This window comes from Rhodoferax lithotrophicus (assembly GCF_019973615.1).
Lineage (GTDB): Bacteria > Pseudomonadota > Gammaproteobacteria > Burkholderiales > Burkholderiaceae_C > Rhodoferax > Rhodoferax lithotrophicus.
Genome location: NZ_AP024238.1, coordinates 3,362,555 through 3,381,654 on the forward strand (window position 1 = coordinate 3,362,555; position 19,100 = coordinate 3,381,654).

Sequence of the window (19,100 nt, forward strand, 5' to 3'; positions counted from 1 at the left end):
AACGGATCGCTCAGTGCACTCGCGCCGCGGCCAAGCGCCGCACCACCGCCACCAGCTGGTCAACTTCATCAAAGGTGTTGTAGAACGCCAGTGAAGGCCGCACCGTGGTCTCCAGGCCCATGCGCCGCAGGATCGGCTGGGCGCAGTGGTGACCGGTGCGCACGGCAATACCCTCCTTGTTGAGCGCCTTGCCCACCTCGTCGGTGCTGTAGCCAGCCAGCACGAAGGACATCACACTGGCTTTGTCCTGGGCCGTACCCACCAGCCGCACACCGGGGATGGTGGCGAGCTGTTGCATGCCGTAGGCCAGCAGCTCGTGCTCGTAGCGGTCGATGTTGTGCATGCCGATGCGGGTCACGTAGTCAATCGCCGCGCCCAGGCCCACCGCGTCAGCGATGTTGCCGGTGCCCGCCTCAAACTTGTTGGGGATGGGCTGGAACACGGTTTTCTCAAACGTCACATCGGCAATCATGTTGCCGCCGCCTTGCCAGGGTGGCATGTCTTCCAGCACCGCACGTTTGCCCCACAAGGCACCAATGCCGGTCGGGCCAAACACCTTGTGGCCGGAGAACACAAAGAAGTCCGCGCCGATGTCTTGCACATCAATCGGCATGTGCGACACCGACTGCGCGCCGTCCACCAGAGCAATCGCGCCTGCGCGATGCGCCATCTCGACGATTTGCTTCACCGGCACGACGGTTCCCAACGCGTTGGACACTTGCGTGACCGAGACGATTTTGGTGCGGTCATTGAGCAACTTGGCGTATTCGTCCAGCAGCACCTGGCCCGAGTCGTCCACCGGGATCACGCGCAGCTTGGCCCCTTTGGCAGATGCCAGTTGTTGCCACGGCACGATGTTGGCGTGGTGCTCCAGGTTGGAAACGATGATCTCGTCACCTTCCTGAATGTGTTGGCCGCCCCAGCTCTTGGCCACCAGGTTGATGGCCTCGGTGGTGCCGCGCACAAAGATCACTTCATTCACATCTGGCGCGTTGATGAAGGCCCGCACTTTTTCACGTGCGCTCTCATACGCATCGGTGGCGCGGGCCGCCAGCTCGTGGGCAGCGCGGTGGATGTTGGAGTTCTCGTGGGCGTAAAAATAGGCCAACCGGTCAATCACTGACTGAGGTTTTTGCGTGGTGGCGGCGTTGTCGAACCACACCAGCTGTTTGCCATTCACGCGCTCTTGCAGGATGGGGAAATCGCGCCGGATAGCGTTCACATCAAAGGGCGGATGCCGATCTTTGTCAGCTACAGAAGTAGTAGCGCCTGACGCAGCTTTGGCGGGGGTGACATAGCCATTGGGCAAGACCACCGAATCGACAAAGTAGTACTTGGGCTCGGATGAGATCACACCCGCTGGCACAGGGGCCGCGCCACCCGAAGGGGCTGGCGCTGAACGAGCTGCCTCTGGTGCAAAGTCGGTCTGCGCAAAACCGTCGCTAATGGGCGATGTCATCGGCAAACCACCGGCGGACGGGTGACCATAACCCTCACTCAAGAAGTAAAATGGCGAGGCGTTGGCAAGCGGTGAGCGACTGGCTTCAGATGCCGAGGCACCCGAGGCTTCAGGCACACCCAGCACGCCGCTGCCGAAACGCGGCTCGTAGGCGGGCAATTGCGTGACCACGTTGTCTGGCAGGCCATTGCCAGCCTGCGCATGGAGAGCCAAAGCCGGTGCACGGTGCGCCAGTGAAGCCAGCGGTGTGGGCGATGCCGGAATCAGGTTGGCACCGGGCACCAAACCTTGTGGAACAGGTGTGCCGGGCACACCGGGGCCAAAGCCAGCCGGGCTCACCAGTGGTGAACCGGCGGGCGCGATGTTGACCGGCGTTTGCACGCCAGCCGCACGCGCCTGCTCACCGGGAAATGCGCCAAACAGGGCAGATGCCATGCTGGCGATCAAGGCCGGGTCAATCGGTGGTGCCAAGCTTGGCGAAGCCCCTGTAGGTAGGGAGAAAGCGGAACTCATGACGGCCGCTTATTTGTAAGTGTCAGCGTAGTCGTGGTACTTGCCGATTTCCACGTCGTCGAGCACAGCCAGCGCGTCCGGGGTCAGCACCGCCAGCGAGCAGTACAGGGAGATCAGGTAGCTGGAAATGGCCTGGTCGTTGATGCCCATGAAGCGCACCGACAGACCGGGGCTTTGTTCGCCTGGCAGGCCAGGTTGGAAAAGGCCGATCACGCCTTGGCGTTTGTCGCCCACGCGGATCAGCAAAATCTTGCTCTTGCCATCCGCCACGGGCACCTTGTTGGAGGGGATCAGCGGAATGCCGCGCCAGGTGATGAACTGCGAGCCAAACAGGCTCACGGTGGGCGGCGGCGTGCCGCGCCGAGTGGCTTCACGACCAAAGGCGGCAATCGCCAAGGGGTGGGCCAGGAAGAAGGCCGGCTCTTTCCAGACCTTGGTCAGCAGCTCGTCCAGGTCGTCCGGGGTCGGTGCGCCGGTGAGCGGGAAGATGCGTTGCTCGTCAGTGACTTGGGACAACAGCCCGTAGTCTGGGTTGTTGATGAGTTCGCTTTCCTGGTTTTCCTTGATGGTCTCAATGGTCAGGCGCAGTTGTTCCTTGATCTGGTCATGCGGGCTGCTGTAGAGGTCAGAGACGCGGGTGTGCACATCCAGGATGGTGCTGACGGCGTTGAGGAAAAACTCACGTGGCTTTTCGTCGTAATTGACAAAGGTGCGGGGCAGCTGGTTTTCAGACTGGCGGGCGGTGCAGGTGACTTTGATCGACTCCGGGTCTTTGACCGTGTTCAGGCGGAAGATACCGGCTTCTACCGGCACCCATTGCAGCAAGTGCGTCAGCCAACGTGGCGAAATGGTGGACAGTTGCGCTGTGGTTTTGGTGGCGTTGGCCAGTTGGCGTGCGGCGTTGTCGCCCAGCGAGCTGTGTGCAATGTGTTTGGTCATGTAGAACTCCGTAGCGGGTGATTGAAAAGAAATAAGCGAGTGAGTGTCAGCAGACGGGAGTCATCCATCAACATGCTATAGCCGTCAATTCGATGCCTCTGAGCGTGCGGGTTTGTGCAATACGCTCGGCGTGGCTGAGCAAATGGCTCAGGCTGACACCAAACGCCAGGCTCAATTTCTTGAGCGTCAACAGCGACGGAATCGCCTGCCCGCGCTCCAGTTCACCGATGTAGGAGCGGTTCAGATCCGAGCGCTCGGCCAGCAGCTCTTGCGACCAACCCTGCTGCTCGCGCAACTGACGCACCGTGGTGCCAAAACTGCTGACGATCTGGTTCATGCTTAGCCACCCACCGCCTCGTGTTGCGAGCGGGCCTGGGTGATCTGGGCACCGGCGGGCACGTTGTGCGTCACCCACACATTGCCGCCAATACTGGCTCCACGGCCCAAGGTCACACGCCCCAGCACGGTGGCTCCGGCGTAAATCACCACGTCGTCTTCCACAATGGGGTGGCGCGGCAGGCCTTTGAGCGGGTGACCATCGGTATCGGTCGGAAAGCTTTTGGCACCCAGCGTGACTGCCTGGTAAATGCGCACGCGCTGGCCGATGACCGCCGTCTCGCCAATCACCACGCCGGTGCCGTGGTCGATGAACAAGCCCGCACCAATAGTGGCCCCGGGGTGGATGTCAATGCCGGTCTGGCCATGCGCCAGCTCGGCCACCATACGCGCCAGCAGCGGCACGCCCAGGGTGTAGAGCTGGTGCGCCAGCCGGTGGTGGATCATGGCCAGAATGCCGGGGTAACACAGCAGCACCTCGTCCACGCCTTGTGCGGCCGGGTCGCCCTCAAAGGCGGCCACCACATCACTGTCCAGCAAAGCGCGAATCTGCGGCAAGGCACGTGAAAAATCCCGCACGATGGCCACGGCACGCGCCTCAATCACCTGGGCATCGGTCTGCTCCGACAAGCGCTGGGCATACCGCAATTCCAGACGCACCTGCACCAGCAAGGCGTGCAACACGCTGTCGAGCGTGTGGCCCACGTAAAAGTCTTCGCTCTCCTGGCGCAAATCGGCCGGCCCCAGGCGCATGGGGAACAACACACCACGCAGCCCGTCAATGATCTGTGCCAGCGCGTCGCGTGAGGGCAGCTCGCGCCCACCGGGTTCGGTGGAGCGTTTTTGTGCCTCGCGCCAGCGCTGGCGCTCAGCGGCCAGCTCGGCCACGACCTGTTTCAGGTCAAAAAGGGGGGCGCTGGCTTCCACCGGGCGCAATGCAACGACGCTCATGCGCTGACAGCCAAGCCAGCGGCATCAAACAAGCCGTCGAACAGGATCGAGCTCAAGTAGCGCTCACCCGAATCGGGCAGCACCACCACAATGGTCTTGCCCGCGTTCTCAGGCCGCTGGGCCAAACGCACCGCCGCCGCCGCTGCCGCACCGCCCGAGATGCCCGCCAAGATGCCTTCTTCACGCGCCAGGCGGCGGGCAAAGTCCACCGCGTCTTCGTTGCTGACTTGCTCCACCGCGTCCACCAGCGACAAGTCCAGCACGTCGGGCACAAAACCGGCCCCAATGCCTTGAATCTTGTGTGGGCCGGGTTTGATCTCCTCACCGGCACGCGCCTGGGTCAGTACCGGGCTGGCGGTGGGCTCCACCGCCACCGAGGTGATGGCCTTGCCCTGGGTGTTTTTGATGTAGCGCGTAACACCAGTGATGGTGCCTCCGGTACCCACGCCGGACACAAATATGTCAATCTTGCCCTCGGTATCTTTCCAGATTTCAGGGCCGGTGGTGGCCTCGTGGATAGCTGGGTTGGCCGGGTTTTTGAACTGTTGCAGCAGCACATACTTGGGGTCGCTGGCGGCAATTTCTTCGGCCTTGGCAATCGCGCCCTTCATGCCTTTGGCCCCTTCGGTCAGCACCAGTTTGGCACCGTAGGCCACCAGCAGCTTGCGCCGCTCCAGACTCATGGTGTCGGGCATGGTCAGGGTGATCGAGATGCCGCGTGCAGCCGCCACAAAAGCCAGTGCAATGCCGGTGTTGCCACTGGTGGGCTCGACAATTTCCTTGCCCGGCCCTAGCAAGCCGCGCTTTTCTGCGTCTGCCACCAGAGCCACGCCGATGCGGTCCTTGACCGAATAGGCCGGGTTGCGGCCTTCAATCTTGGCCAGCACGGTGGCCCCGGCACCGGCGGTGAGGCGGTTGAGTTTGACCAGCGGGGTGCGGCCAATGGCAAGTGAGTTGTCAGCAAAAATTTGTGTCATGGTGGTTCCTTTGCGAGTGAAAAAGCGGGGTGGGATCAGTCCTGCACCCAGGGCAGGTTGTACGAGCGCCAGCCGCCCAAACTGCCCCGGTGTTGTTGTTCGTCAATCTCGCCTTCAAAACCTTCAAGCACGTTGAAGACGCGGGTGAATCCGGCCTTGGCAGCCGCATCAGCGGCCAGATCAGAGCGCTTGCCACTTCGGCACAGCAGCAGCAGCACCGCATCCTTGCCGGTCTTGGCTTCAAGCTCGCGGACAAAACGCGGGTTGCGTGTCATGGCCGTTCCGCTGGCCCAAGCCACATGCACACTGCCGGGCACATGGCCGACAAACTTGCGTTCTTCTGCAGTGCGCACATCCACCAGAACCGCTTGACCACTTTGGACCAACACCCAGGCCAGTTGGGGCGGCACCCCCCCGGCGTAAGACAGGCCCGTGGACAGGGCCACAGCGCGCACGGGTTCGAGCACTTCGGGCAGTAAGGTGGCTTCAATCACAAGAGTCATGGTCAAAAAATCCTTTGCAGTCGCTTGATGAGTTGGCCTGGCAGCGCTTGGTGGCTACAGGCGGTAGAAAGAACTTTATAGGCAGAGCATGAAAACTCAAACGATTGAATATTCAGTTCTAAATAACCTATTCATCTAATAAAGCGGTGAGGTACAAGCAATACGGGTAGATGTGTTGACTGATTCTGCGCAGTACAACCCGTCCAGCCAGCAGCAACGGACTCAGCCGCCATACTTCAGAACACCCTGCACCCCACGGATGTCTGTAATACGTCAAAACTTCCAGCCGTAGGACACACCAATGATGTTTTCCTTCAGCGTGACATTGGCATTGCCGCCGCCAAAGCCGGGCGGATTGCCGGGTGGGATCGACCCCTTGCCATTGACCGTTTCACCAAAAGCGTGAGCAAAGAAGCCGGTCAGTTCGCCGCCGCCCGGTGTGGTCCAGGTGGCTCCCAGCGTCAGGTGTTTGGTGACCACGCCGGGGGCCAGTACATTAAAAAAAGTCTCAGACTCAGCCACCGGCTGGTTGCCAATGCTGACACCACCACGCAGGATCAGATCAGAACGCAGCTGGTGGCTCACGCCCAACTTGAGCACCGTGACATCACGCCAGCCAAAACCGGGGCCGTTGGCCACGCCCAACGGGGTTCCGGCAAACAGGCTGGCGGCGGAATTTCCCACCGAGCCCACCTGGCTATAGCGAATGGTTTGCACATCAGCGGCCAGCGTCCAGGCCGGTGTGGCCTCAAAAGCCAGACCGATGCCGTAGTTCTCAGGCACATCAAAGCCACCGCCATCAGCAAACAGGCCTTTGTAGTTGTCAAACTTGCCCGAAATTTTGGAGGCCCAGGTGGCCCCCAGCGTGAGTTGCGGCGTGACCTTGCCCAGCCAGCCCAAACGCACGCCCACACCGGTGCTGCTGTCCACACCCTTGTCACTGACGTTGCCGGGGGCTGATGAGAAACCACTGAACAGGCCGATGCCCTTGGCCTCAAACCGCTGGTAGGCCAGATTCAGCGCCGCACCAAAGGTGTGGGCATCACTAACCTTGTAGGCCACTGAGGGCGAGATAAAAAGCTGTTCCAGGTTAATGCCCGCTGAGCCAGTGGCACCAAAACGTGCATAAGGGTTGGCGCTGTAGTCGGTGTTCATGCCACCGTTGCCATAAACGGCCAAGCCCACCGCCAGATGGGGGTTGACTTGGCGCGTGTAGCCAAAGTCCGGGATCAGAAAGGTGCTGGTGTTGTTGCCGCTGTAGCTGGCATCGGCACCAAAGGCATTGCCAACGATGCTGGCATCACGGCTGGGGGCAAACAAGGTCAGACCCAAGTCATAGCGGTTGCCTACCGCTGCAGTACCCGCCGGGTTGGTAGCTGCAGCCAGGCCATCTTGTGGCAAGGCAATCCCCACGCCAGCCATACCTTGTGACTTGGCACCATAACCATGTGAGAAATACCCATTGGTTGCACCGGCCAGTACCGGGGCCAGCAATGCCGCAGCCAAGGCCACGGCGCGAAGAGAAAAGTTGAAAGTTGACATGTGTGGTGGGTGTGATTCAGGTGGAAAGACAAGCGGCTGAACCCCTTGTTCTGGCGCCAACTATGCGGGACAAGGGCACACTTTCCAACAAAAGATTTCGCATAAGTACATGCGGTTTTTGTCATTGACTGAAGAGCACATTGTTCTTGCCAAAATGGTGTGCACTGCACATCAGTCAAGCAGCTGAATTGCAATCAAAGCGGGCCATAAAAGCTATTAATTGCATAGCAAATAATCCATGCCATACCTGAACTATCAGGTCATATACTGCACAACTATTTGATAACGGAGCACCCCATGCCCATGAACCGTCGTCTCGTGCTGACAGCTGTCACCCTGGCCAGCCTGCATTTCGCCATATCCCACGCCGCTGACCCGGCGCTGCCCGACCTGAAGGGCCGCAGCATCGTGGCCGTGACTGAAAACGCCTACCTGCCGCTGAACTTCAAAGACCCCAAAACCGGGGCCAGCGTGGGCTGGGAGTACGACGTTTTCAACGAAATCGCCAAGCGGCTGAACGCCAAGGTCGACTGGAAGCTGACCAGCTGGGACACCATGATCGAAGCCGTGCGCAAGGGCCAGTTTGACGTGGGCATGGACGGCATCACCATCAAGGATGATCGCAAGAAACAGGTGGACTTCTCCGATGCTTACATGGTGTCCGAGCAGTTCATGATGGTGCGCGGCAACGAGAAGCGCTTCACCGATGCCAAGAGCTTCAAGGGCAACGCCAAATTGCTGGTGGGTGCCCAAAGCGGTACCACCAATTTCTACACCGCCGTCTACGAAGTGCTGGACGGCAATGAGAAAAACCCGCGCATCAAGCTGTACGACACCTTTGGCCTGTCGATGCAGGCGCTCAAGGCCGGTGACGTGGACACTGTGCTCAGTGATGGTGTGTCGGCGCAAGGCTATGTGAAAGCTTTTCCCGGTGTCTACAAGGTGGTTGGCCAACCGATGGGGCGCGAGGAATTTGGCTTCATCTTCAAACCCGGCTCGGACCTGGTCAAACCCGTGAATGCCGCGCTCAAACAACTCAAGGCCGACGGCACCTTGAAGAAATTCGACCAGAAATGGTTTGTCGATTACAAGCTGAACCAATAAAGCGCACAGTGTTCACTTGAAGCAAAGGTTGGCCCTGTGGCTTTGTTGATTGAGTCGGAGCCGCCAGAGCGGCCCTATTGGCTGCTGGCGCTGGCCTTGATCAGCGCCGCTTTTGTTTGGCTGGCCATTGCCGATGGGCGCTATGGTCTGATCTTCCAGACCCTGGCTGAAGGCCTGTGGACGACGGTGTACGTGGCGGTGATTGCCTACGCGCTGGCGGCCAGTCTGGGGCTACTGCTGGCGCTGGCCTCCCGTGCACGCAACGTGTGGCTGAGTCAGGCGGCACGCTTCTACATCGAGGTGGTGCGCGGCCTGCCCGCGCTGGTCATCCTGCTCTACGTCACCTTTGTCGGTGCACCGGCGGCAGTCAATCTGTACCAATGGGCGTTGGAGGGCTGGATTGCCCAAGACTGGCTGCCTGATGTGCAGCTGCGCGACGTGTCCAACACCACACGCGGCATCGTGGCGCTGGCCCTGGCCTACAGCGCTTTTCTGGCCGAGGTGTTTCGTGCCGGACTGCAAAGTGTGCAGCGTGAGCAGATTGAGGCAGCCCAGGCGCTGGGGCTGTCACGCTGGCTGACCTTCCGCCTGGTCGTGTGGCCGCAAGCGGTGCGCCGGGTGCTGCCGGTGCTGGGCAATGACTTCATCGCCATGGTGAAGGACTCATCCCTGGTGTCGGTGCTGGGCGTGAACGACATCACCCAGCTTGGCAAACTCTATGCCTCCAGCTCGTTCCTGACGGTGGAAACCTACAACGTGGTGGCCGTGCTGTACCTGATGCTCACCGTGACCCTGTCGCTGCTGCTGCGTCGACTGGAGCGGCATTTGCGGCGGCGCGGCGGGGTTTGAAGGCAGGCGGCGGCAGTGTGACAGGTGCCCCGAATGTCGTCAAACACGGCTTTGGTAGCAGGCATGCCGTCAACCCCGACATCACTCAGAATTTTGACGGTGGACATCATGGTCTTCCATCAGACTCCCACAACGGCTAAGGATGAGGCATCAGGCTCAAGCCGCTTGTTTGCGCTTATGCGTTTTCCAAACATCCAAACTCGAAATCCTTCGTTGCCCCCGTGACCCGGTCTGCCTAGCATCAGAGCCCCTTATCGCAAGCGAAAAAGACTGTGGCCCAGCCCTACAACCCTCACTACGATCCCCTGACATCGGCAGACCTTGGCACCGGCAGTGACTACGCGCCCAGCTATTGGGTGGCCAGTGCAGGCACACCACCGCCCGATGATGGCCCCATCAGTGGCGATGTGGATGCTGATGTGGTGGTCATCGGCTCAGGATCCACCGGCATTTCTACCGCGCTGTATCTGGCACAGGAACATGGTGTGGCCCCTCTGGTGCTGGAGGCCAACCAGATCGCCTGGGGGTGCTCCAGCCGCAACGGTGGCCAAGGACAAAACGCCGCCGGGCGGCTGACTCGGTCGCAGTGGATTGACCGCTGGGGGCTGGACGTGGCCAAGCAGCTCGACAGCGAGGTGCGCGCTGGCTATGACAACTTCACCCAGCTCACCCGCCGCATCGACTGTGATGCCACTCCCGGCGGCCACCTGTACCTGGCACATCGCCCGGAAAAGCTGGCCTATCTGCGCCAGGAGGCCACCGTGCGGCGCGAGGTCTTTGGCTATGCCCCGCGCCTGCTCAGTACCGAGGAGATTCGCGACAACTACTGTGATGAACGTGACTGTGCCGGTGGCATGCTGGAGTTGGAGGGCGTGGGCATTCACCCGCTCAAATTCACCTTCGACCTGATCACCCAGGCACGCGCCCTGGGCGTGAAAGTGCATACCGCAAGCCCGGTGCAGGGCTGGCAAACTGTCAACGGTATTCACCACCTGCGCACACCCGGCGGCACGGTGCGGGCCAAGCGGGTGGCGGTATGCACCGGTGGCTACACCGGGCAGCAACTCAACCCACTGCTGAAAAACAAGCTCATGCCGATCTTGTCCAACACCGTGGTGACACGGCCATTGACCGCTGCCGAATTGGAGGCCACCCAGTTCCGCTCCAAAACCTTTCTGACCGACACCCGCACCCTGCGCTTTTACTACCGGCTGCTGCCCGACAACCGACTGCAACTGGGCAGCCGCAGCGCCATCCACGGAGCTGATGCGCAACATCCCAAACACCTGAAGCTGTTGACCGATGCCATCGCTCGCAAATTCCCGCCGCTGGCAGGCATTCAGATTGACTACTCATGGTGGGGCTGGGTCGATGTCAGCCACGACATGATGCCGCGTATCACCCAACCTGATGCAGCGCAAAACGTCTGGTACGCCGTTGGCTACGGCGGCAACGGCGTGGCGTTTTCCACCTGGGCAGGCAAACGCCTGGCACAGCGTGTGGTGGGGCAGGACGGCGGGCAAGCGGTGTTCAGGCTGCCCATCTATGACTCGCCACTGCAAGCGCCCAACCTGTTTGGTGTGGTGCGCTCCCCCGCGCTGGCCCCGTTTCGCCGCCTGGGGCAGCGGATTTTGTACCAGTGGTATGGATGGCAGGATGAGAAGTGAGAACGCAACATCTTGCCCTTTGACCCGTCTCCACGTTCCCCGACCATCTCTGGTCTTTTTGTTAGTCACCTTGAAATCCCATATGAAAAATCAACGCTTCAAACCTACATTCGGTGTCCTTGCCGCTATCGCCGCTCTGTGCTCACTTGGAGCAGCCCCTGCACAAGCAGGCAAAACACTGGACGGCATCAAAGCCCGTGGCCAAATCGCCTGTGGTGTCAGTACCGGTGTTAATGGCTTCTCAGCCGCTGACTCCAGCGGCAAATGGGTGGGCCTGGATGTCGATGTCTGCCGTGGGCTAGCCGCCGCAACCCTGGGTGATGCCGAGAAGGTGAAATACGTGCCATTAACCTCACAGCAACGTTTTACCGCCTTGCAATCAGGTGAAGTCGATGTACTGGCCCGCAACACCACATTGACCCAATCCCGGGATGCCTCTCTGGGGCTCTTTGCCACCGTCACCAACTACTACGACGGCCAAGGCTTCATGGTGCCCGTCAAAAGCAAAATCAAAAATCCCAAACAGCTCAAGGGTCAAACCGTGTGTGTGCAATCCGGTACCACCACTGAAAAGAACCTGGCCGCCTTTTCCAAGTCCAATGGACTCAACCTCAAACCCATCGTATTTGAAAAATTTGAAGCCACCAATGCCGCCTATTTCGCCGGCCGCTGCCTAGCCTACACCACAGACGCATCAGGTCTGGCATCCATCCGCAGCAAAGAAGCCAAAGACCCGAAAGACCACATCATCCTGCCCGATCTGATCTCCAAAGAACCTTTGGGCCCGATGGTGCGACGCGGCGATGACGACTGGTTCACCATCGTCAAATGGGTGATCTACGGCACGTTCGAGGCCGAAGAATACGGTGTGACACAAGCCAACGTGGATCAGCTCAAGGCCACCAGCACCGACCCGGTGGTGCAACGCTTGCTTGGCAGCGGCAGTGAAGATTCCGGCAAGGCACTCGGGCTGGACAAAGATTGGCTGGCCCGCGTCATCAAAGCCACCGGCAACTATGGCGAGAGCTTTGAGCGCAACCTAGGCAGCCAATCAGCGGTGAACTTGCCGCGCGGCCTGAACAAGCAGTGGAACCAGGGTGGTCTGATTTACGCCTATCCAGTTCGCTGAATTGACGCGACACGGACTCTTTCGCAGGCAGCGTGTCCAGCTGCCTGCGAAACGATCATCACAGCGCTGCGGCCACCTTATGACCCAGTGCACGCTCCAGGGCAGAGCGACCGGACATCTCAACAAACAGGCAGGGTTTTCCAGTGCGCTTGCAATGCTCTTTCACGCGCCAGTAGGCATCATGGCTGATGCAACCTACCTGGCAAATGACCACATCAGCAGCCTGGAGCTGGCTAACCAAGCGGCTGGCCTTATTTTCTTCACCGCCATCGTGGTGCATGAAACTGGCTCCACGGTCTTCAATCACCTCTCGGTAAACCGGGATACTGGAGGTGCGACCTCCCACACACAACACCTGTCGTTCATTCAGATCCAAGGCAGGGTTAAATAAGCCAGCCAACGAGGACTTGCCCTCATCTTCACTCACTGACTTGAGCACGGGCTTGTCGACCTCATGATTTTCACGCTGCAATACCCGCATGAGCAGCTTTTCATTTTGCGCCTGCAAGCGCTGATTGTCTTCAAGCAATCGCTGGCGCGTGAGCACATCAGGCTCAAGACTCTTCAACTCCTGCAGCCGTGTTTGAGCCAAATCACGCTCGGTTTCGGCTCGGATGACGCTGGCACGCATCTTCACGCATTCAGCTTGCCATACCGCTACGGCTGTGGCATGTTCTACCGCCTGGGCTTGGATACGTTGTTGAACTGAAGCCAGCTCCTGAGCCAAGCGCTGTCTTTCAGCCAGTATTTCATTGCGCCAAGTGGCAGCAGTACGCACCGTCATGCTGGCGCGGTGTTCCAGCATGTGCACCTGACCCAACACGATATCCTCAAGGTCTGATGAACATCTAGGGTGTGACAGCACAGCCCAAAACTCCCCAGCCCAGTCGGAGTCATCGCAAGAATCATCCCACCACCGCGCCAGGGCTTCAGTGGTTTTTAGGCGTTGAGACTGTTGGACAGACAGTGCAAAACGGCTATCGAGTTCTCGTTGCACCAGTTCAGCCAAGGCGCAGCGGTTACGACACTCTTGCGACACCAAGCCGTGCAGGTCATATTCAGAACAAGCGTCCACCTCCATACCAACCTTGCAGGCCAACTTTTGCACTTCGTAAAAGTGCAAACACACCCCTGTCACCAGACAAGCAGCGTTGCTGCTCAGTTCCCACAGTTTGCGACGACCCGATCCAGATCTGGTCTGTGGCTGAACATCTGACCTGGCTTCACGCGCCAGGGTCGGCCGCACCACACCCGGAACAAAGTCACCCAGCAGCATCGGGGTGCAGTGGGTGTATGGGTTCAACAACGGGTGGGACTGCAACACCTGTTGCGCCCGAAAATTTGCTGCGCTGATCATCGCGTGTCTCCTGTGAGGATGGCAAGATGGGAGTGGCTAGGCTCAGGAGTTCATCGTAAAGATCAGCCACGTTCGCAGCAAGGAATGAAATCGCATAACCATATTCACACTGGCTCCGGTTCAGGATATGGCTCCCCAAGGCCCCGGCATCACTGAAAACCAGCCTACCTTGAAGGGCAAGGTTCTTGGCGTGCAAAGCGCCTTCGGCCATCCAAGCTACCTACTGAATCAAACAGGCAAACCCATTAAAAGTGCCCCATCCTCCCGCACCAGATCCGCCGCCTTCTCGGCCAGCATCACCGCGGCCGCGTAGGTGTTGCCGGACACCAGCGTAGGCATGACGCAGCAGTCGACCACGCGCAGACCGGTGATGCCGTTGACGCGCAAGCGCGGGTCTACCACGGCCAGTACGTCGGCTTCCATGCGGCAGGTGCCTACCGGGTGGAAGATAGTGGCCCTATGGTTGCGGCAAAACTCCAACAGGTCGGCATCGCTGCTCAGCTCGGGGCCGGGCTTGACCTCGCGTTTCACAAACGGGCGCATGGCTGGGCTGGTAGCCATCGTGCGGGCGCATCGGATTGACTGCAATGCCATGGTGCTCCAGCAGGTCACGCGGGCCAATGCCGGAGAGTTACAACAATTGCGGCGACTGCACCGCGCCTACGGCCAGCAGCACCTCTGCCTTGCAACGAGCGGTTTTGATGACCCCGTGCTGGTGATAGCGCACGCCCACGGCGCGCTGGTTGTCAAACACAATACCGCTAGCCTGTGCCTGGGTTTCAACCACCAAGTTCAGACCTCCTAATCCGATGTAGACAATAGCCTGATTTTCAGAAATCAGCCATGGCACTTGTAGGAGAACCGGCAGCTGCGATTCGCGCCTACCGATGCTCCTACAACGCACGAATAAGCGAACCTTTGTGCCAATCCAATATCCTCCCGGATCAGGAAGTCTGAAGTTGGCACGGTTTCAAAGCGCCAGTTGTAGGTGGCGCTCCACACGGTTTGGCCGTAGCCAATGGGCAAATGCAGCCACAGCGAACGGTCTGGCGGCCCTGCCTCCAGCAGCAGCACGCGCTTGGCTGCATCTTCGCGCAGGCGGCTGACCAGCACACAACCGCTGGAGCCTGCGCCAACGATGATGTAGTCAAATTCCGGAGGGCATGGTGGTGGTCAGGTGAGGGATTTGTCAGCGCGCAAAGCTATTGTTTTTATAGCTGTTTATGCTTTATTCATATGCCCTAGACACCTAAAAAATGGTTGTTTCCAATGTTTTGAATACTCGTAAACGCTGTCCGCAATAGGCCTGTCGCGTCGTCAAATACATTCTTGAAATCAGTACATCACCCGCAGTCAGTGAATATATATCTTGCATATAGGCTGCAGACTTGCTCAGCAAGAGACTTAGGAAAAGAGTTCCACTTTTACTTACCTGGATCTGGAGCACCCCGCAATTTCGGGATGAACGTCAGATCGCAGGAAAACACGCGACCCTAGCTGGAAGTAGCCGCCACACTGGCCCGTGCCGTGTGCAATTTGTTGTAGCTGTCGATCAGACGCTGGTGCCTGTCGAGCCCCTCCAGTTTCATACTCGTTGGTGTCAAGCCGAAGAAGCGCACGCTGCCATCCACGGACCCCAGCACCGCGTCCATCCGAGGGTTGCCAAACATGCGGCGGAAATTGACCACGTAATCGTCCAATTCCAGGTCATCATCCAGCAGCACCTCCAGCACCACATTCAAGGCCTGATAGAACAATCCGCGCTCGACCGTGTTGTCGTTGTATTGCAGGAAAGCTCCCACCAGCTCTTGCGCCACCTCGTATTGTTTCAAGGCGAGCTGAATCAGCAGCTTCAACTCCAGAACGGTCAGCTGGCCCCAGGCCGTGTTCTCATCAAACTCGATGCCGATCAAGGTGGCAATGTCAGAGTACTCGTCCAGCTCGTTGTTCTCCAAACGCTCCAGCAGGGCTTCCAGGTTGGCATCGTCCAGGCGATGCAAGTTCAAAATATCGGCTCGGAATAACAGTGCTTTGTTGGTGTTGTCCCAGATCAAGTCTTCTACCGGATACACCTCCGAATAACCCGGCACCAGGATGCGGCAGGCCGTGGCGCCTAACTGGTCATACACCGCCATGTAGACTTCTTTGCCGATGTCTTTGAGAATGCCGAACAAGGTCGCGGCTTCGTCGGCATTGGAGTTGTCCCCCTTGCCGGAAAAATCCCACTCGACAAAATCAAAATCCGCTTTGGCACTGAAAAACCGCCACGACACCACACCGCTGGAATCAATAAAGTGTTCGACAAAGTTGTTGGGCTCCGTCACGGCGTTGCTGGTAAAGGTGGGCCGAGGTAAATCGTTCAGGCCTTCAAAACTGCGACCCTGCAGCAATTCCGTCAGACTACGTTCCAGCGCCACCTCCAGGCTGGGGTGCGCGCCGAACGAGGCAAACACACCGCCCGTGCGCGGGTTCATCAAGGTGACGCACATCACCGGGTACACCCCGCCCAGCGACGCGTCCTTCACCAGCACTGGAAAGCCTTGCTCTTCCAGTCCCTTGATGCCGGCCAGAATGCCAGGGTACTTCGCCAGCACGTGGTCGGGCACATCTGGCAAGGCGATTTCACCTTCCAGAATCTCGCGTTTGACCGCCCGTTCGAAAATCTCCGACAGGCATTGCACCTGTGCCTCCATCAGCGTATTGCCGGCACTCATGCCATTGCTCACAAACAGGTTTTCGATCAGGTTGGACGGGAAATACACCACCGCGCCATCCGAATGGCGCACAAAGGGCAGCGCACAAATACCGCGCTGCACATTGCCGGAGTTGGTGTCAATCAGATGTGAACCACGCAGTTCGCCATCGGGATCGTAAATTTTCCGGCAGTACGCATCCAGCAGTCCCGACGGCAGCGCATCTCTCTTGCCCGGCTTGAACCAGCGCTCGTTCGGGTAATGGACAAACGCTGCGTTGGCGATGTCTTCGCCCCAAAATACACCGGCGTAAAAATGGTTGTTGTTGAGGCGCTCAATGTATTCGCCCAAGGCGGAGGCCAATGCACTTTCCTTGGTCGACCCCTTGCCATTGGTAAAACACATCGGCGAATGTGCGTCGCGGATATGCAGCGACCACACATTGGGAACCAGATTGCGCCACGAAGCGATTTCGATCTTGATACCCAAGCCCGCCAACACAGCCGACATATTGGTGATGGTTTGCTCCAGCGGCAGATCCTTGCCGGCGATATAGGTGCTTGCTTCTGAAGTCGGGGCCAGGCTCAGCAAGGCCTGGGCATCGGCATCCAGGTTTTCCACTTCCTCAATCACAAACTCAGGCCCCGCTTGCACCACTTTTTTCACCGTACAACGGTCGATGGAACGCAAAATGCCTTGGCGGTCTTTGGCCGAGAGTTCCGCCGGCAGCTCGACCTGAATCTTGAAAATCTGCTGATAGCGGTTTTCTGGATCAACGATGTTGTTCTGCGACAGCCGGATGTTCTCGGTAGGAATATGGCGGGTGTCGCAATACAACTTGACAAAGTAAGCCGCACACAAGGCCGATGAGGCCAGAAAGTAATCGAACGGCCCTGGTGCCGAGCCATCGCCTTTGTAGCGAATAGGCTGGTCGGCGACCACCGTGAAGTCATCGAACTTGGCTTCAAGACGAAGCTTGTCGAGAAAGTTGACTTTTATTTCCATGTGGGAATTCCAAAATAGTGCTGAAGATGATTAGCCTTGCGTACAGGTGCCGTCGTCTTAGTCATGACACTTGACGGCCTGCGCTAATCAACAGGGGCTGAGGACAAAGGGTCGGTTACCCTAAGTGCGCACGATGAAAAGTCGATGCTGAGGCGACTATAGACGAGGGTCGTCCGCCATTCATGTCATTCACGCCAAAAGTGAGTTTAACAAGCGCTTCGTCAGGAGCAAAACACAGCGGGCACTCGTGATAGTTGGCTTTCCGCTGCATGAATGTCATCCGCAGCGAGCAAACAAAAGACTGTTCAGATTCGCGAACAGCTAGTCGCACCCAAGGCTTGAGAAAACCCATCCTCCCTCACCATATCCAGCGCGTCATTCGACAGAAGCCCTAACATCAGTCACATCAGCATCGCTGCAAGCGAAATATCGACGGCAAAATCCATTACCTGCCCAGAAGATTCATTGATCCAAACAGAACAGCCTATGACCCTGAGCTTCACAAAAATGCATGCCCATGGCGATGACTTCATCGTTGTCGACCTGCGCGGCCAAGTCGATCCAATCACGAGTGAAGTAGCCCGGCGCTTGGGAGATCGACATCGGGGCATTGGCTTCAATCAACTCGCCGTCTTGCTTGACTGTGACGATGCAGCAGCCCGCTTACGGTTCTGGAATTCCAATGGTTCCATGCTCGACACCTGTGGCAGCGCCACCCGTGGGGTTGCAGATATGCTGATGCGCGAGACCCAAGCGTCTTCAGTTGTGCTCAGAACCAACCGGGGCCTGCTGACATGCACACGAGTGTCAGAGCAAGGCATTTCGGTTGATATGGGCAAGCCTCTGCTCCATTGGCAAGATATCCCGCTCGCCCAAGCGATGGACACCCACCTATTGCCGCTGCCCGGAAGCCCCACGGCTTGCAGCATGGGCAATCCGCATTGCACGTTCTTCGTGGATGATCTGACACAAGTCGATGTGGCAGGCATGGGAGCCAAGACCGAAATCGATCCTCTTTTCCCCCACAAGACGAACGTGCATTTTGTCCAGGTCATTGACCGCAGGCATATCCGCTTGCGTATTTGGGAGCGCGGTGGCGGCATTCCACTCGGATCAGGTTCGTGTTGTTGTGGTGCGGTTGTCGGCGGGATTCGGCGTGGCCTTTTGGACGATACCGTCGAGGTGGCCTGTGACGGCGGAACGGTGACGGTGCAATGGGATGGTCTTGGCAGTGTTGTTCTGACTGGGGCTGTGGAATCAATTTTTCACGGAACGATAGTGAGTCATTTTTTTCAGGCCTGAACGGTGACACTTCAGGACGATTGAAAAACAGCTTCGAGTCTGTCCCGTTTTGGTGGCAATCCCTTGCATTTGCTCACCAAAAAACCAAGCTGTTTCAGCCCTTCACAAACGCTTTTTGCGACGGTGTAGCTTGCCAGCGTTGTGCCTGGTCGGCAATGTAACGCCACCGCTTGCAGTGTGGAAAGAGACCACATGTCCGGATTGATACTGGGGCTGAAACCATCAAGAAACACCGCGTCTGCCTGACAGTCAAGGGTTGGCAGCACTTGCCCCACTTCACCCACCGCCAGTGTCAGCCGAACATGACCCTGGGCAAAGTGGAACACATGGATGCCGGGTGAAAGACCCTGCCAGACCGATGCAAGTTGTTGTGCAAGGCCCTGGATGCGCCCCAGGACGGCCATGTCAGTTTCGCTTGACACTGAAGCGCACACCGCTCGAACCATGTCAGTAGAACTCACGGGGTAAGCTTCCACGGAACAAAAATGTAGTTGATCGCAACGTTGCGAGTCAGCCTCCCAAGCTGCCCATGTGCTCAGAAAATTCAATCCAAGGCCAAAACCGGTTTCCAGCACCGTGAATTGAGTTTTCCCGCGCCAGTTTCCCGGCAAACCGCAACCCGCCACAAACACCGTCGCTGCTTGAGCGAGGCCTCCAGCACAAGAATGGTATCTGTCCTTGAAACGTAGGCTGTGCGGGATGCCATCTTCTGACCAAACGACCGACTCGTACATAAATGGATATGAAGAAAAAAATTTTGACAAACCCGACTCT

General features: G+C 58.3%; 17 protein-coding genes and 1 pseudogene. 5 read left to right on the top strand and 13 right to left on the bottom strand.

The features are described from left to right. Positions 1-10: 10 nt before the first annotated feature. The 7 genes from LDN84_RS15485 to LDN84_RS15515 form a co-directional block, all read right to left on the bottom strand. On the bottom strand, positions 11-1,972 hold the full coding sequence (locus LDN84_RS15485) for a family 2A encapsulin nanocompartment cargo protein cysteine desulfurase (RefSeq protein ID WP_223904339.1): 1,962 nt from the start codon (positions 1,970-1,972) through the stop codon (positions 11-13). Between the two features lie 9 nt (positions 1,973-1,981). Then, entirely contained in the window at positions 1,982-2,911 is a 930-nt protein-coding gene (locus LDN84_RS15490; protein ID WP_223904340.1) for a family 2A encapsulin nanocompartment shell protein, read from the bottom strand. A gap of 67 nt (positions 2,912-2,978) precedes the next feature. Next, complete coding sequence (locus tag LDN84_RS15495) at positions 2,979-3,248, bottom strand: helix-turn-helix domain-containing protein (protein ID WP_223904341.1); 270 nt, start codon at positions 3,246-3,248, stop codon at positions 2,979-2,981. A gap of 2 nt (positions 3,249-3,250) precedes the next feature. Then, complete coding sequence (gene epsC / locus LDN84_RS15500) at positions 3,251-4,198, bottom strand: serine O-acetyltransferase EpsC (RefSeq protein ID WP_223904342.1); 948 nt, start codon at positions 4,196-4,198, stop codon at positions 3,251-3,253. Continuing rightward, the gene (gene cysK / locus LDN84_RS15505) at positions 4,195-5,175 is read right to left on the bottom strand and encodes a cysteine synthase A (protein ID WP_223904343.1); all 981 of its coding nucleotides are present in this window, start codon (positions 5,173-5,175) and stop codon (positions 4,195-4,197) included. Before cysK ends, epsC begins: the two co-directional genes overlap by 4 nt. Before the next feature lie 35 nt (positions 5,176-5,210). Next, positions 5,211-5,678 carry a rhodanese-like domain-containing protein gene (locus LDN84_RS15510; protein WP_223904344.1) on the bottom strand — a complete coding sequence of 156 codons (468 nt, stop codon included), beginning with the start codon at positions 5,676-5,678 and terminating at the stop codon, positions 5,211-5,213. A 273-nt stretch (positions 5,679-5,951) separates the two neighbouring features. Beyond that, a complete protein-coding gene (locus LDN84_RS15515; protein ID WP_223904345.1) occupies positions 5,952-7,220 on the bottom strand; it encodes an OmpP1/FadL family transporter in 1,269 nt (422 codons plus the stop codon). A 303-nt stretch (positions 7,221-7,523) separates the two neighbouring features. On the opposite strand from LDN84_RS15515, the gene LDN84_RS15520 reads away from it, so the two are divergent. The 4 genes from LDN84_RS15520 (at position 7,524) to LDN84_RS15535 (ending at position 11,969) form a co-directional block, all read left to right on the top strand. Next, positions 7,524-8,324: a transporter substrate-binding domain-containing protein gene (locus tag LDN84_RS15520; protein ID WP_223904346.1), complete on the top strand. Its 801-nt coding sequence runs from the start codon at positions 7,524-7,526 to the stop codon at positions 8,322-8,324. A gap of 36 nt (positions 8,325-8,360) precedes the next feature. Then, entirely contained in the window at positions 8,361-9,173 is an 813-nt protein-coding gene (locus LDN84_RS15525; RefSeq protein ID WP_223904347.1) for an amino acid ABC transporter permease, read from the top strand. A 272-nt stretch (positions 9,174-9,445) separates the two neighbouring features. Continuing rightward, entirely contained in the window at positions 9,446-10,840 is a 1,395-nt protein-coding gene (locus tag LDN84_RS15530) for an NAD(P)/FAD-dependent oxidoreductase (protein WP_223904348.1), read from the top strand. An 82-nt stretch (positions 10,841-10,922) separates the two neighbouring features. Beyond that, a complete protein-coding gene (locus LDN84_RS15535) occupies positions 10,923-11,969 on the top strand; it encodes an amino acid ABC transporter substrate-binding protein (protein WP_223904349.1) in 1,047 nt (348 codons plus the stop codon). 58 nt (positions 11,970-12,027) lie between these two features. Here the strand turns inward: LDN84_RS15535 and LDN84_RS15540 are convergent, their stop codons facing one another. The 5 genes and pseudogenes from LDN84_RS15540 to LDN84_RS15560 form a co-directional block, all read right to left on the bottom strand. Continuing rightward, the gene (locus LDN84_RS15540) at positions 12,028-13,326 is read right to left on the bottom strand and encodes a DUF2325 domain-containing protein (protein ID WP_223904350.1); all 1,299 of its coding nucleotides are present in this window, start codon (positions 13,324-13,326) and stop codon (positions 12,028-12,030) included. A gap of 228 nt (positions 13,327-13,554) precedes the next feature. After that, positions 13,555-13,902, bottom strand: a pseudogene (locus LDN84_RS15545) (GMC oxidoreductase); the annotation flags it as partial. A gap of 55 nt (positions 13,903-13,957) precedes the next feature. Then, positions 13,958-14,113 carry a GMC family oxidoreductase N-terminal domain-containing protein gene (locus tag LDN84_RS15550; protein ID WP_255610548.1) on the bottom strand — a complete coding sequence of 52 codons (156 nt, stop codon included), beginning with the start codon at positions 14,111-14,113 and terminating at the stop codon, positions 13,958-13,960. 50 nt (positions 14,114-14,163) lie between these two features. After that, positions 14,164-14,439: a hypothetical protein gene (locus LDN84_RS23205; RefSeq protein ID WP_435405888.1), complete on the bottom strand. Its 276-nt coding sequence runs from the start codon at positions 14,437-14,439 to the stop codon at positions 14,164-14,166. Between the two features lie 380 nt (positions 14,440-14,819). Then, entirely contained in the window at positions 14,820-17,024 is a 2,205-nt protein-coding gene (locus LDN84_RS15560) for an OsmC domain/YcaO domain-containing protein (RefSeq protein ID WP_223904353.1), read from the bottom strand. A 486-nt stretch (positions 17,025-17,510) separates the two neighbouring features. Here LDN84_RS15560 and dapF point away from each other — a divergent pair, with 486 nt between their 5' ends. Continuing rightward, a complete protein-coding gene (gene dapF, locus LDN84_RS15565; RefSeq protein ID WP_223904354.1) occupies positions 17,511-18,326 on the top strand; it encodes a diaminopimelate epimerase in 816 nt (271 codons plus the stop codon). 11 nt (positions 18,327-18,337) lie between these two features. Here dapF and mnmC2 read toward each other — a convergent pair whose 3' ends face one another. Then, entirely contained in the window at positions 18,338-19,090 is a 753-nt protein-coding gene (gene mnmC2 / locus LDN84_RS15570) for a tRNA (5-methylaminomethyl-2-thiouridine)(34)-methyltransferase MnmC2 (RefSeq protein WP_223904355.1), read from the bottom strand. Positions 19,091-19,100 lie beyond the last annotated feature (10 nt).